This is a genomic window from Streptomyces sp. NPDC030991 (assembly GCF_055571235.1).
Genome location: NZ_JBVIFR010000001.1, coordinates 735,941 through 748,387 on the forward strand (window position 1 = coordinate 735,941; position 12,447 = coordinate 748,387).

Consider the following 12,447-nt stretch of genomic DNA (forward strand, 5'->3'; position numbering starts at 1 on the left):
TCATCGCGGGGCCCGCGGTCACGTCAGCAGGATCCCGCGCCCGCGCACCACCTCCATCAGCTCGTCGGCCGCCGCCTTGATGGTCGCGAGCCCGGCCCTGCCCCAGCGGCGGGGCGCGATGTCCACCACGCACACGGTGCCGAGTGCGAGACCCGTGAAGTCGTCGAGCAGCGGCGCGCCCAGGTAGGAGCGAATCCCTATCTCGTCGACCACGGGGTTGCCCGCGAACCTCGGGTAGTCGCACACGTCTTCCAGGACGAGGGCTTTGCGGCGCACGACCACATGAGGGCAGTAGCCGTGGTCGCGCGCCATGTAGCGGTTGGGCGCGCCGTCGGCGGACCGGGCGGCGAGTGCGCCGAGCTCCTCGCCTCTGTGGTGTCCGTCGGGTGTGTGCAGTCCGGCGAAGAACTGCCGGTTCTCGTCGATGAAGTTGACCATGGCGTAGGGCGCCCCGGTCAGTTCGGCGAGGCGGTCCGCGAACAGGTCGAAGACCGGTTCGGAGTACAGCCCGAGGCCGAGGCCGCGCAGCCGGGACGCCCGCTCGGGCCCCTCCCGGTCGACCGGGGTCAGCAGCAGACGCCCCGTCGCGTCGTACGTCATGCGCCCGCTCCCCGGCCCGCGTACGTCATGTGTGGGCCCCGAAACCGCTGGCCGCCGGGGCGGCGTGGGCCAGCAGGTGCCGGACCAGGGTGAGCAGGGTCTGGATGCCCGAGCTGGAGATGCGGGCGTCGCAGCGCACCACGGGCACCTGGGGGTCGAGGTCGATGGCGGCGCGCACCTCCTCGGGTTCGTAGCGGTAGCCGCCGTCGAACTCGTTGACCGCCACGATGAAGCCCATGCCGCGCTCCTCGAAGAAGTCGACGGCGGCGAAGCAGTCCTCCAGGCGGCGGGTGTCGGCGAGGATGACCGCGCCGAGGGCCCCTTCGGAGAGTTCGTCCCACATGAACCAGAAGCGCTCCTGGCCGGGGGTGCCGAAGAGGTACAGGACGTGTTCGGGGTCGAGGGTGATGCGGCCGAAGTCCATGGCGACGGTCGTCTCGACCTTGTTCTCGATGCCGTCGAGGTTGTCGGTCGCGGCGCTGACGGTGGTGAGCAGCTCTTCGGTGCTGAGCGGAGCGATCTCGCTGACCGCGCCGACGAAAGTCGTCTTGCCGACCCCGAACCCGCCCGCGACCAAGATCTTCAGCGCGGTGGGGAAGGGATCAGAGCTGTCGTCGTAGTCCATCGAGCACTGCCTCCAGTAGGGACCGGTCAGTGGGGTTGTCGTGGAACGTGGGGGGCTTGGTGGTGACGGCCCCGCAGTCGACGAGGTCGGACAGAAGAACCTTGGTGACGGCCGCGGGGAGTCCGAGATGGCCGGCGATCTCCGCGACCGATGTGGGCTGCGCGCACAGTTCGAGCGCCTGGCTGTGCTCCGGTCCCAGGTAGCCGAGGGGGGTCGCCCCTGTGGCCATGATCTGGGACAGCAGATCCATCGACGTACTGGGCCGGGTGCGTCCGTCGCTGATCGTGTACGGGCGCACGAGCCGGCCTGCCGCGCCGTCGAGCCATGGCCCGTCCTGCGGGGCCGACACCCTCAATTCCTCATCGCCGTGGGCTCGGCGGAGAGCTGGCGCGGCGCGGTCACCAGGTAGGGGCGGACGCTCTTGACGAGCATGGCCATCTCGTAGCCGAGCACGGCGGCGTCGGCCTCCCGCCCGGCGAGCACCGCCAGACAGGTGCCGGAGCCCGCGGTCGACACGAAGAGCAGTGTGGAGTCGAGTTCCACCACCACCTGCCGTACGTCGCCGCCGTCACCGAACCGCACGCCGGCGCTGCGGCCGAGCGAGTAGAGGCCGGAGGCGAGCGCCGCCATGTGGTCGGCGCTGTCGGCGTCGAGTCCGTGCACGGACTTGACGAGACCGTCGGAGGAGAGCAGCACGGCGCTGTTGGTGTGGGGAACGCGCTGGACGAGGCCGCTCATCAGCCAGTCGAGATCGGACACATGACCCGTCGGCACATCGCTCGCCATGGGGGATCGACTCCTTGGTGGACTGCTCGGTGTGGTGCTGGTCAGCTGGGCAGCGGGGGCGGGTCGGGGCCCGCCGGGTATCACCTGGCGGTGCGGTGTCACCGGGGCCGGGGTCATGCGGCGCCCCCGCTTCCGCCGCCCCCGGCCCCGGGCGCCTCGTCGGGCAGGTCGCGCGGTCCGGCCGCCTCGGCGAGGGTGATGCCGCGCTGGAAGGCGGCCATGAGGCCGGGGTCGTGGCCGACCGGCGGCTCGTCGTCCTGGCGGGGTGCGGGGCCGCCGCGCAGTTGCGGGGCGAGGTGTTCCTGGGCTCTGCGCCGGGGCAGTCCGGGGCGCTCGATGGTGCCGCGCACCGCGCCGTTGACCGGGGTGGGCGGGGTCGCCGCGTGCTCGGCCGCGCTCCGGCGCTCCTCGGGGCGGATACCGGGCAGGGCGTCGGCGGGGGTGAGCCGCGGGCCGCCCGTGTGGCGCTGCGGGAGGGGCGCGGCACCGGGTGGCGCCTGGGGCGTCCGTGGCTGCTGGGGCTGTTCCGGGTACGGGACCAGGGGCTGCTCGACGGGCGGCCGGGGCGGTTCGGTGCGTGGGCGCGGTACGGCGGTCATGCCCCCGTGCAGCGGGGCCGGGGTGGGCGGCGCCGCCGGGGGCAGGTGGGTCCCGGTGTCGGCGGGGTGCGTGAGGGCGCTGCGCCCGTGCGCGGCGGCGGCGCCCGGCGCGAGCACGCTGTCGGCGGTCGCCGCGGCGGCGGCCCGGCGCACGCGTGGGGCCTGCTCCTCCTGGTCGGCGCCGAGCAGTTCCTGCGGCAGCACGAGGACGGCCTGGACCCCGCCGTAGATGTTGGTCTGCAGCCGTACGGTGATGCCGTGCCGCCGCGCGAGCTGCGACACCACGAACAGTCCGATGCGCCCGTCCCGCAGCAGGCTGTCCACGTTGACCTGGTCGGGGTCGGCGAGCAGCGCGTTCATCTTGTTCTGTTCGGTGACCGGCATGCCGAGTCCGCGGTCCTCGACCTCGACGGCGAGCCCGGACGTCACCAGGTTGGCGCGGAGCAGGACCTGGGTGTGGGGGGCGGAGAACACCGTGGCGTTCTCGACGAGTTCGGCGAGGAGGTGGATGCAGTCGGCGACGGCGTGGCCGCGCAGGGTCCCGTCGATCGGCGGCACGAGCTTGACCCGTGAGTACTGCTCGACCTCCGCGATCGCGGAGCGCATCACCTCGGTCATGGAGACGGGGTGGCTCCACTGGCGCCGGGAGACGGCGCCGCCGAGGACCGCGAGGTTCTCGGCGTGGCGGCGGATGCGGGTGGCGAGGTGGTCGACGTGGAAGAGGCCCTTGAGGAGGTCCGGGTCCTCGACGTCGTTCTCCAGGTCGTCGAGGAGGGAGATCTCGCGGTGCACCAGGGACTGCAGGCGGCGGGCGAGGTTCACGAAGACCTCGACCTTCTGCTGGCTGCCCGCCTGGCTGGAGAGGCGTGTGGCCTGGACGACGGCGGTGACGGCGATGTCCTGGGCGCGTGCCAGGTCGGCGCCGAGCTGGTCGAAGTCGTCCGCGCCGGGCACGGGCGCCTTGGGGGCGCGGCGCGGTGGCGGCGCCTCGCCCTTGCGCAACTGCTCGACGAGTCCCCGCAGTTCGGCCTGGCCTCGGGCTGTGGTGCGGCGCAGCGAGAGGACCCGGTCGCGGACGGTCGTGGCGGCGCGGTCGGCGGCGACGGCCGCGATGACGATGCCCGCGATCGTCACGAGGCAGGCCCCGGCGAGCACGCTCCACAGGGCGGGGCCGGGCCGCACGCCGGTGGACCGTACGGCGAACAGCACGGCCGCGCTGGCGCTGAGGGCCACCGCGAGCGGTGGCAGCACGGCCAGGCGCAGCAGTTGGGGCCGTATGTGGGTCTCGGCAGGACGGGGCGCGGTCCGCCCGGCCGGCCTGCCGTGCCGACCGCCTTCGCGACGGTCTGCGCGTGCGGCCGGCTGGCGAAGCTGAGACATACGGCGTCCTCGTCCTCTGTTCTCTCGGGGGTGGGGCAGACCGGCGCGACGGCAGAAAGGATCGACCGGGCGTCGCACGGCGAGCACTCACGGTAGTCGGCACCACTTCATGTGCGGGGGGCAGTTGCCGAACTCCGGCGGCCGACGTCCCGCTCTGGTATGAGTCCTCGCACAGATGACTGATTACGCCGCCGGGGTCGATCCGCCGAGGCCGGTCCCGCCCGGAGCCTGGCGTGTCAACGGCACGTCAGCGCCGGGGCCGTCGCCGTCAGCGTCGCGTCATGAGACCCCGGGGCGGGCCGAAGCACCCGCCGCACGGGCATAGCGTCGGCGGCACGCCCCGGCCGTCGGTGACCGCCGAGGTGGTCCCGCCCGATTCGAGGATGCTCCGGAGGAGCCCATGAACGACCTGCTGTGCGGTGAGGATCCGGAGCCTGCCGAACCTGTCCCGGCCGGGCTGTTGCACGTTCCCGTCCGGCCGGGGCCTTCGGGGTACGCCGCCCGTATGTTCCGTACGCCGCTCGGCGCCCGTACCGCCGTCGGGTTCACCAGCCGCGAGCGGCTCGCCGCGACGCTGGGCCGGGAGCAGGAGTGGATCCGGCTCGGCGAACCGGCGCTGAGGGCCCTCGCCGTTCCCCTCGGCGTCACCTCCGTCGTCATCGACCCGGCCTTCGCCGCCCCGGCCGCCCGCGACGGCGCGGACGCCGGGCAGCGGGCGCGGACGGCCGGCGTGACAACCGCCTTCGCGAACGCCCTCGCCCCGGCGGGTCCACTCACCAAGGGAGTACGTACGTCATGACCACCACCCATCCGCGTACCCCCGCCCCGGTCGCCGCGGACGACCTGACGGTGTGGCCTGCTTCCACCGCGCGCCGCCCGGACGGCGACCTGTCCGTCGGCGGGGTGTCGCTCGCCGGGGTCGCCGGGAGGTTCGGCACCCCCGCGTACGTGCTCGACGAGGCCGAGGTGCGCGAGCGCTGCCGGACCTACCGCGCCGCGTTCCCGGAGGCCGACGTCCTCTACGCGGCGAAGGCGTTCCTGTCGCGCGCCATGGTCCACTGGGTCGACGAGGAGGGCCTCGGGCTCGACGTGTGCTCGGCCGGTGAACTGGAGCTCGCCGTCTCCGCGGGCTTCCCCGCCGGGAAGATCGTGCTGCACGGCAATGCCAAGTCCCCGCACGACATCGAGGCCGCGCTGCGCCTAAGGGTCGGCCGGATCGTCATCGACAGCCCGTCCGAGATCGCCCGGCTCGCCGCCGCCGTCGGGACGCGGGGACGCCAGAAGGTGATGGTGCGCATCGTGCCCGGCATCACCGCCGGCGGCCACGAGAAGATCCGCACCGGCACCGACGACCAGAAGTTCGGCCTCTCCCTGGCCGACGGCTACGCGCACCACGCGATCGCCCGCATCCTCGACCAGCCGCAGCTGCGCCTCACCGGCCTGCACTGCCACCTGGGCTCCCAGATCACCACCGTGAAGCCGTACATCACCGCGGTGCGCCGGATGGTCGGGCTGATGGCCAGGATCCGCGACAGCCACGGCGTCGTCCTGCCCGAGCTCGACCTGGGCGGCGGCCATGGCATCGCCTACCGGCCCGGCGAGGCGTCCCTGGACCTGACCGCGCTGGCCCGCCGGACCCGCGCCGAACTCGTCGAGAGCTGCGCGGGCGCCGCGCTGCCCGTGCCCCGGCTGCTGATCGAGCCCGGGCGGGCGGTCGCGGGGCCCGCCGGTGTCGCCCTCTACCGGGTGCTCGCGGTCAAGCACACCGGCGAGAAGGTGTTCGTCGCCGTCGACGGCGGGATGAGCGACAACCCGCGGCCCGCCCTGTACGGAGTCCGGTACGCCCCGCGCCTGATCGGCCGCGGCTCGACCGCCGCGCCGACGAGGACGACCGTGGTCGGACGGCACTGCGAGGCGGGCGACGTGCTGGCCGCCGACGTCGAGCTGCCGGGCGACATCCGCCCCGGCGACCTGCTCGCCGTCCCGGTGGCCGGGGCCTACCACCTCTCCATGGCCTCCGGCTACAACCTGGTCGGCCGCCCGCCGGTGATCGCCGTCGCCGACGGGCACGCCCGCCTGCTGGTGCGCCGCGAGTCCCTGGACGACTACCGGAGCCGGGACGTCGGTCTCTGAGGACCGGGGCGCGGCGGCCGCCCACCGCCCCGGTCAGCGATCGCCCGCCAGGTCGAGCTCGGTCGGCGCGGGGCTGCCCCCGCCCTGCGTCAGGCTCGGCTCGGCACGGCGCCAGGGACGTGCCACGGGGGCGGACACGCCGCGCCACCACGCGTCGGTCGGGAGCGTCCCGGCCGGCTCGAACGGTTCGCCCGGCTGCGGCGTGGCGAGGGCCTGGCCGGCTTCCCGCGCCGCGTCCATGGACCACTCGCCCGGCTCGGCCCACGGGTGGGGCGCCAGGTTGAACGTGCCCCAGTGGATCGGCATGAGCACGCCGTGCGGCTCTCCGCCCTGGAGGTCGAGGTGGGCGCGCAGCCCCTCGGCCGGCGTCATGTGGATGTCGGGCCAGAACTCGGCGTAGGCACCGACCTGGATCATGGTCACGTCGAACGGGCCGTGCGCCGCGCCGATGTCCTGGAACCCCTGGAAGTAGCCGGTGTCACCGCTGTGGAACACGCGGTGCTCCGGTCCCGCGGCGACCCAGGACGCCCACAGGGTGTGCTGCGGGTTGCGCAGGCCACGGCCGCAGAAGTGACGGGCGGGTGTGGCCGTGAGCGTCACGTCGCCGATCTCGGTCGACTCGTGCCAGTCCAGCTCACGCAGCCGGTCCGCCGGCACGCCCCAGTGCTCCAGGTGCGCGCCGACGCCCAGCGGCACCGCGAAGACGGTGTCCGTCCCGGCGAGCGCCTTGATCGTGGGCATGTCCAGATGGTCGTAGTGGTCGTGCGAGATGACGACCACGTCGACCGGGCCGAGGGCCGCGAGGGGCAGCGGCGCGGGGTGCAGGCGCTTGGGCCCCGCGAAGGGGAAGGGGGAGCAGCGCTCGCCCCACACCGGGTCGAAGAGCACGCGGACGCCGTCGATCTCGGCGAGCACGCTGGAGTGCCCCATCCAGGTGACGCGCAGCCCGCTCGCGGCCGGTTTCGCCAGGTCGGCGAGGGTGGTGGCGTGCACGGGGACGGTGCCCTTCGGGGACCGCAGGGCCCGCTCCTCCTTGCGGAAGTAGACCTTCGCGAAGTCGAGCATGGAGCCGTCGGGCCGGGTGCGCGCGCCCACCGGGTTCTGGAACTGGCCGTCGGCGAAATTCGGCGACCTGCGGATCCGCTCCAGGCGCGCGCCGGTGGCCTCGGCGCCGAACGCGGCAGGCTGCATCGAGCGCAGGCCGGGACTGAGGGAACGTGGCACAACGCCTCCCGTTGATCGATCAGTGTGTTCCATTATGTGCCGCCCCTCCGACAGCGCGCCGCCCCGCCCCCCGGGCCACTTCCCTTACTGACCGGCTGATCAGTAAAGTCCCGGGACCGCCGCCCCCGAGGAGATCGCATGACCGCCCCTGCACCCGTGCCTGCCTCACCTGCCGCCGGGCCGCTCATCCAGGTGACCTGGACCGACCATGTCACGGGCCGTACCGGCTACTTGGTGGTGGACCGGCTGGTGCGCGGCGTCTCCAGCGGCGGCCTGCGGATGCGCCGCGGCTGCACCCTCGACGAGACGGCGGGCCTCGCGCGCGGCATGACGATGAAGGAGGCCCTGCACTACGACCCGCGGGCCCGGTACGTCCCGCTCGGCGGCGCCAAGGGCGGCATCGACTGCGATCCGCGCGCCCCGGAGGCGTACGGCGTCCTCGTGCGCTATCTGCGGGCCATGCGGCCCCACATCGAGTCCTGCTGGACGACGGGCGAGGACCTGGGTCTGACGCAGGACATGATCGACGAGGCCGCGGCGGAGGCGGGCCTCGTCTCGTCGATCCAGGCGGTGTACCCGCTGCTCGACGACGAGCGGGCCGCCCGCGCCCGCCTCTCGGACGCGTTCGCGCTCGAGGTCGACGGGATCGGTCTGGACGAGCTCGTGGGCGGCTGCGGCGTCGCCGAGTCGGTGCTCGTCGCGCTCGACCACGCGGGGCTTCCGTACGCGGGGAGCCGCGTCGCACTCCAGGGCCTCGGCACCATGGGCGGCGCCACCGCGCGCTTCCTCTCCCGGGCGGGTCTGAAGGTGGTCGCCGTCGCCGACCTGGAGGGCACGGTCGCGAATCCGGCCGGGCTCGACGTGGAGGCCCTGCTCGCCGCACGCGACGCGTACGGCACGGTCGAGCGCTCCGCGCTGCGCCCCGGGGACCGCCGGCTGCCGGGCGACGCCTGGCTCTCGGCCGACGCCGACGTGCTCGTACCGGCCGCGGTGTCGTACGCGATCGACGCCGCGAACCAGGAGGGGATCACGGCGCGCTGGATCGTGGAGGCCGCCAACATGCCGGTCCTCGCCGACGCCGAGGAGCTGCTCGCGCGGCGCGGCGTCACGGTCCTGCCGGACGTCGTCGTCAACTCCGGGACGAACGCCTGGTGGTGGTGGACCCTCTTCGGTGACGTCGGGGCGGACGCGGACGAGGCGTTCGCCCACGTCCGGCGTGCCATGCGCGCTCTGATCGATCGGACGCTGACCCGGGCGGAGGCCGACGGGACGACGCCGCGGGCCGCCGCGCACGCCATCGCCGCCGACCGGCTGCCCGTCATCGCGGAACGCTTCGGGTGGTACAGGTGACGCCCGTGCTCCAGGCCACCGACCCCTAGGGCGTGTTTCGAGTCCGGATGGGCGTGGCCGAGCGGCGCGCGGAGTTGCTGCGGGCCGCCGTCGAGCAGATCGAGGCGCGCGGTGTCGCGGCCGTGCGCATCGCCGACGTGGCATCGGCGCTCGGTGTGAGCAACGCGCTGGTGCTGTACCACTTCTCGACGAAGGAGAAGCTCGTCGCGGCGGCTTTCGCCCATGCCGCGCAGGACGATCTCGCCCGGCTGCGCAAGCTCCTCGGACGCCGCACCACCGCGCTCGGACGGCTGCGGGCGGCGGTGCGCTGGTACGCGCCGACGGGGCAGGCCAAGGGCTGGCGGCTGTGGATCGAGGGCTGGGCGGCGGCCCTGCGCGAGCCCGCGCTGCGTGCCGTCACCCGCGACCTCGACCGGCAGTGGAAGGCGGCGCTCACGGAGGTCGTCGCGGAGGGTGTCGCGGCGGGCGAGTTCACCTGCGCCGACCCGGCGGCGACGGCGTTCCGCCTGACCGCCCTGCTCGACGGGCTCGCCGTGCAGCTGACGGCGTACGAGGGGGCGGTGCCCCGGGCCCGTACGCAGGAGTGGGTGGACGAGGCGCTGGCGCGCGAACTGGGCCTGGAGCGTTCGGAGTTGACCCGGCCGGCCGTCCAGGGCGACTGACCGTCCGGGGCGGCCCAGGAGGCGTCACTTCAGCTCGTACACCGCGGTCAGGCTCACTTCGTCCTCGATCTCGCCGGCGGCCGTCGGGACCTTCCCCGCCGACGCGTCGAAGGCCGCCGCGGGCACCTCCACGGGCCGGGGGCGGCCGCCTGCGGTCTCCGTCAGCGAGACGAGCCGGCCGAGCTTGTGGCCGCTCATCCTGGCGTACTGGACGGCCTTCTCGTGGGCGTCGGCATGCGCGGCCGCCCGGGCGCCGGCCCGCAGCCGGCCGGGGTCGGCGACGTCGAAGACGACGGAGTGGATCCGGACGGCGTCGCCGGCCGCGTCCGCGATGGCCTGGAGGAGGGCGCCGGTGCGTGCCAGGTCGCGGACCTTGACGGAGAAGGACTGGCCGGCCTGGTAGCCGGCGACCCGCGGGGACGCGCCCGCCTCGGGGCCCGTCTCGTAGACGGGCGAGGCCGTGAGGCTCTCCGTGCGGATGTCCCGTTCGGCGACGCCCTCCCCGCGCACGGCGGCCAGCAGCGCGTCCGCGGCCCGGTTCTGCGCGGCCAGGGCGTCCTTCGCGGTCGTGCCGGTGGCCTCGACGCCCGCTGTCACGGTCGCCAGGTCCGGCGCCGTGCTGGCCCTTCCCTCGCCGGTCACGGTCAGCGTCGCGGGCTTCGGCGCCCTGGCGGCGGCCACGTGCGGTGCTGCCTGGGCGACGGCCGGCGCGGTCGGCAGCGCGAGGGCGAGCACGAGGCCGACCAGAGCGGCGCGGTGGCGGATGCGTACAGACATGGGATCGGGGTCCTTCCCGGTCGGGCCCGCCGACGCGGCGGGCAGCCGACATCCCAGCACCCGCGCCCGGCCCTACCCCGGATGCCACTCCGCACGGTCACCTCGACGGCCCCTTGCGCCGTCAGGAGGCGGACTCCAGGTGCATCTTGATCAGGTGCGGGTCCACGAAGCCCTTCGCCACCACACGGTCCCCCGAGGACTCCCCGCGCAGCCGCCGCCCGATCCAGGGCACCAGGAACTCCCGCGCCCAGTGGATGTCGTCCCGCCGCACCTCGAACGTGCCGCGCGGCGGCAGCAGCGGCCAGGGCTGCTCCGGATCGGCGGGCACCTCGACGCCGAGCGCCTGCCCCGCGCGCAGGGCGACCCTGGTGTGTCCCTCGGCGGACAGGTGGAGGCGGTCCTCGTCCCAGGCCCTGCGGTCCTGGATGGACCTGAGCGACCACAGGTCGAGCACCGGGCAGCCGTGGCGGTCGGCGATCGCGCGCACGTGCATGTTGTACGTGGCGATCTTGCCGCGCAGATGCTTGAGGACGGCCACGTCACGGGTGTCGAACCCGGTGGCCACCATGACGGTCCCGGCGGCCTCGGCCAGCCGCACCACGGCCTTCTCGAAGCGCTCGGCCACGTCGTCCGGGTCGGTGCCGGGCCGGATGATGTCGTTGCCGCCGGCGACGAGGGTCACCAGGTCGGGGGCGAGCTCCACGGCCTTCGGGACCTGGTCCTCGACGACCTGGTCGAGGAGCTTTCCACGGACGGCGAGGTTGGCGTACTCGAAGGTGTCCTCGGGCGCGCGGTCGTCCAGGAGGACGGCGAGCCGATCGGCCCAGCCGACGAAACCCCCGTCAGGTCCGGGGTCCCCGACGCCTTCGGTGAAGCTGTCCCCCACCGCCGCGTAGGACCGGATCGTGCCGCCGCTGAGTACTCTCGATTCATTTGCCACGACCACACATCTTTCACCCTCGGCTGTGACCTACGCGACCGTAGCCAGGGGTTGACGGGTGGTGAGAAAACCCACTCGGCGCCCGGGGAATATCCCGGGGCGCCGAGTGGATCGCGCGTGGCTCACGCGCCGCGTGCGGCTCAGACGCCGACGCCGTGCTCGCGCAGGTACGCCAGCGGGTCGATGTCGGAGCCGTAGTCGGGCGACGTCCGGATCTCGAAGTGCAGGTGCGGTCCGGTGACGTTGCCGGTCGCGCCGGAGAGGGCGATCTGCTGCCCGGCGGTGACGGTCTGCCCGGCCGAGACGCCGATCGAGGACAGGTGGGCGTACTGCGAGTAGTCGCCGTCGGCGTGCTTGATGACGACCTCGTTGCCGTAGCTGCCGTCCCAGCCGGCCGAGACGACCGTGCCGGCGCCGACGGCCTTGACCGCGGTGCCGGTGGGGACCACGAAGTCCGTGCCGGTGTGGTAGCCGCTCGACCACGAGGAGCCGGAGGCGTGGTACGCCGTGCCGACGGAGCCGTCGACGGGCTTCACGTAGTCGGCCGCGCCCGTGGCGGTGCTCGTCGCGTCGGTGTTCGTCGTGGCGGTGTTCGTCGTGTCGGCGGAGGCGGTCTCGGCCGCGCCGTCGAGGGTGAGCTTCATGCCGGGCTTGATGAGACCGGCGTCGGAGCCGACGACGTCCTTGTTCTTCTCGTACAGCTTCTGCCAGCCGCCGTCGACGCCCTGCGCGTCGGCGATCTTCGAGAGCGTGTCACCGGACACGACCGTGTACGTCTTGGCGGCCGGGGCGGTGTCGCCGGTCGCCGCGTGGGCGCCGGTGGCGCCGATGAGCGGCAGGGCGAGCGCGGCCCCGCCGGCCGAGGCGACGGCGGCGGCGCGGGTGATGCGCTGGGTCTTCGAGCGACGGTGCTTTCCCTTTGCGGGCATGCCGGGTTTCCTCTCCGTCGCCTACGAGGTGAGCTGTCGGGTTCGGGCTGGAGTTGCCCGGCCGGGTCCGGTGCGCGGATCCGGCTTCACCCCTAGCCGCTCGGGGAATTCCCTCCGCGGCGTACTGCCTGTGGGTCCCCCGCTCCTGCCGAATCGGGTAGTCGTCCGGGCTCCGGGCGGCGGCAGGATTAGGCGTTCCGTCCGGAGTGAGTGGTGACAGTAAGCCGACGGGAAAGGAGGCGACAAACGCCGAATTCACCGACAGGGCCGCTTTCTTGATCGTCTGAGAGTTCTCTGTGTCACCCTCCGTCGATGTTCGCGCTTTACCAGCGCCTTACCTTCGGGGAATTCCTGGAAGGGAAATGCGGGACGGCCGCCACGGACGGTCACGGCTATGAGCCTGCTCACGCGAGCTCACACCATCAGCCTTGATTTCATGACA

13 protein-coding genes and 1 riboswitch are annotated in these 12,447 nt (G+C 73.5%); of the genes, 4 read left to right on the forward strand and 9 right to left on the reverse strand.

Annotated features, from left to right (window positions below):
• Positions 1-18 precede the first annotated feature (18 nt).
• From ACZ45E_RS03460 to ACZ45E_RS03480, 5 genes are all read right to left on the reverse strand, one after another.
• Entirely contained in the window at positions 19-600 is a 582-nt protein-coding gene (locus ACZ45E_RS03460; RefSeq protein WP_468215854.1) for a GAF domain-containing protein, read from the reverse strand.
• A gap of 25 nt (positions 601-625) precedes the next feature.
• On the reverse strand, positions 626-1,225 hold the full coding sequence (locus ACZ45E_RS03465) for a GTP-binding protein (RefSeq protein ID WP_356489679.1): 600 nt from the start codon (positions 1,223-1,225) through the stop codon (positions 626-628).
• Positions 1,203-1,574, reverse strand: coding sequence for a DUF742 domain-containing protein (locus ACZ45E_RS03470; protein ID WP_468215858.1), 372 nt, complete (start codon positions 1,572-1,574; stop codon positions 1,203-1,205). Before ACZ45E_RS03470 ends, ACZ45E_RS03465 begins: the two co-directional genes overlap by 23 nt.
• Positions 1,575-1,576: 2 nt before the next feature.
• The gene (locus ACZ45E_RS03475) at positions 1,577-2,011 is read right to left on the reverse strand and encodes a roadblock/LC7 domain-containing protein (RefSeq protein ID WP_468215859.1); all 435 of its coding nucleotides are present in this window, start codon (positions 2,009-2,011) and stop codon (positions 1,577-1,579) included.
• Between the two features lie 113 nt (positions 2,012-2,124).
• Positions 2,125-3,990, reverse strand: a complete 1,866-nt coding sequence (locus ACZ45E_RS03480; protein ID WP_468215861.1) for a sensor histidine kinase — start codon at positions 3,988-3,990, stop codon at positions 2,125-2,127.
• 400 nt (positions 3,991-4,390) lie between these two features.
• Between ACZ45E_RS03480 and ACZ45E_RS03485 the strand changes: the two genes are divergently transcribed.
• Both ACZ45E_RS03485 and lysA read left to right on the forward strand, forming a co-directional pair.
• Positions 4,391-4,789, forward strand: a complete 399-nt coding sequence (locus ACZ45E_RS03485) for an SAV_915 family protein (RefSeq protein WP_468215863.1) — start codon at positions 4,391-4,393, stop codon at positions 4,787-4,789.
• Positions 4,786-6,123, forward strand: coding sequence for a diaminopimelate decarboxylase (lysA, locus tag ACZ45E_RS03490; protein WP_468215866.1), 1,338 nt, complete (start codon positions 4,786-4,788; stop codon positions 6,121-6,123). The genes ACZ45E_RS03485 and lysA overlap by 4 nt, the downstream gene beginning before the upstream one ends.
• A gap of 33 nt (positions 6,124-6,156) precedes the next feature.
• On the opposite strand, the gene ACZ45E_RS03495 is transcribed toward lysA, so the two are convergent.
• The gene (locus ACZ45E_RS03495) at positions 6,157-7,314 is read right to left on the reverse strand and encodes an MBL fold metallo-hydrolase (protein ID WP_468216060.1); all 1,158 of its coding nucleotides are present in this window, start codon (positions 7,312-7,314) and stop codon (positions 6,157-6,159) included.
• A 171-nt stretch (positions 7,315-7,485) separates the two neighbouring features.
• Between ACZ45E_RS03495 and ACZ45E_RS03500 the strand changes: the two genes are divergently transcribed.
• On the forward strand, positions 7,486-8,697 hold the full coding sequence (locus ACZ45E_RS03500) for a Glu/Leu/Phe/Val dehydrogenase dimerization domain-containing protein (RefSeq protein WP_468215868.1): 1,212 nt from the start codon (positions 7,486-7,488) through the stop codon (positions 8,695-8,697).
• A 47-nt stretch (positions 8,698-8,744) separates the two neighbouring features.
• A complete protein-coding gene (locus tag ACZ45E_RS03505; protein WP_468216062.1) occupies positions 8,745-9,359 on the forward strand; it encodes a TetR/AcrR family transcriptional regulator in 615 nt (204 codons plus the stop codon).
• 24 nt (positions 9,360-9,383) lie between these two features.
• Here the strand turns inward: ACZ45E_RS03505 and ACZ45E_RS03510 are convergent, their stop codons facing one another.
• The 3 genes from ACZ45E_RS03510 to ACZ45E_RS03520 form a co-directional block, all read right to left on the reverse strand.
• A complete protein-coding gene (locus ACZ45E_RS03510) occupies positions 9,384-10,136 on the reverse strand; it encodes an SIMPL domain-containing protein (protein ID WP_468215870.1) in 753 nt (250 codons plus the stop codon).
• Between the two features lie 121 nt (positions 10,137-10,257).
• On the reverse strand, positions 10,258-11,076 hold the full coding sequence (locus ACZ45E_RS03515; RefSeq protein ID WP_468215871.1) for an SGNH/GDSL hydrolase family protein: 819 nt from the start codon (positions 11,074-11,076) through the stop codon (positions 10,258-10,260).
• Positions 11,077-11,216: 140 nt separating this feature from the next.
• Entirely contained in the window at positions 11,217-12,005 is a 789-nt protein-coding gene (locus ACZ45E_RS03520) for a M23 family metallopeptidase (RefSeq protein WP_468215874.1), read from the reverse strand.
• Between the two features lie 5 nt (positions 12,006-12,010).
• Positions 12,011-12,175, reverse strand: a riboswitch (cyclic di-AMP (ydaO/yuaA leader).
• Positions 12,176-12,447 lie beyond the last annotated feature (272 nt).

Coding starts and splice junctions, on each gene's coding strand:
- lysA (WP_468215866.1), top strand. CDS start 4,786: ATGACCACCACCCATCCGCGTACCCCCGCCCCGGTCGCCGCGGACGAC.
- ACZ45E_RS03465 (WP_356489679.1), bottom strand. CDS start 1,225: ATGGACTACGACGACAGCTCTGATCCCTTCCCCACCGCGCTGAAGATC.
- ACZ45E_RS03495 (WP_468216060.1), bottom strand. CDS start 7,314: ATGCAGCCTGCCGCGTTCGGCGCCGAGGCCACCGGCGCGCGCCTGGAG.
- ACZ45E_RS03460 (WP_468215854.1), bottom strand. CDS start 600: ATGACGTACGACGCGACGGGGCGTCTGCTGCTGACCCCGGTCGACCGG.
- ACZ45E_RS03485 (WP_468215863.1), top strand. CDS start 4,391: ATGAACGACCTGCTGTGCGGTGAGGATCCGGAGCCTGCCGAACCTGTC.
- ACZ45E_RS03510 (WP_468215870.1), bottom strand. CDS start 10,136: ATGTCTGTACGCATCCGCCACCGCGCCGCTCTGGTCGGCCTCGTGCTC.
- ACZ45E_RS03505 (WP_468216062.1), top strand. CDS start 8,745: ATGGGCGTGGCCGAGCGGCGCGCGGAGTTGCTGCGGGCCGCCGTCGAG.
- ACZ45E_RS03480 (WP_468215861.1), bottom strand. CDS start 3,990: ATGTCTCAGCTTCGCCAGCCGGCCGCACGCGCAGACCGTCGCGAAGGC.
- ACZ45E_RS03520 (WP_468215874.1), bottom strand. CDS start 12,005: ATGCCCGCAAAGGGAAAGCACCGTCGCTCGAAGACCCAGCGCATCACC.
- ACZ45E_RS03500 (WP_468215868.1), top strand. CDS start 7,486: ATGACCGCCCCTGCACCCGTGCCTGCCTCACCTGCCGCCGGGCCGCTC.
- ACZ45E_RS03475 (WP_468215859.1), bottom strand. CDS start 2,011: ATGGCGAGCGATGTGCCGACGGGTCATGTGTCCGATCTCGACTGGCTG.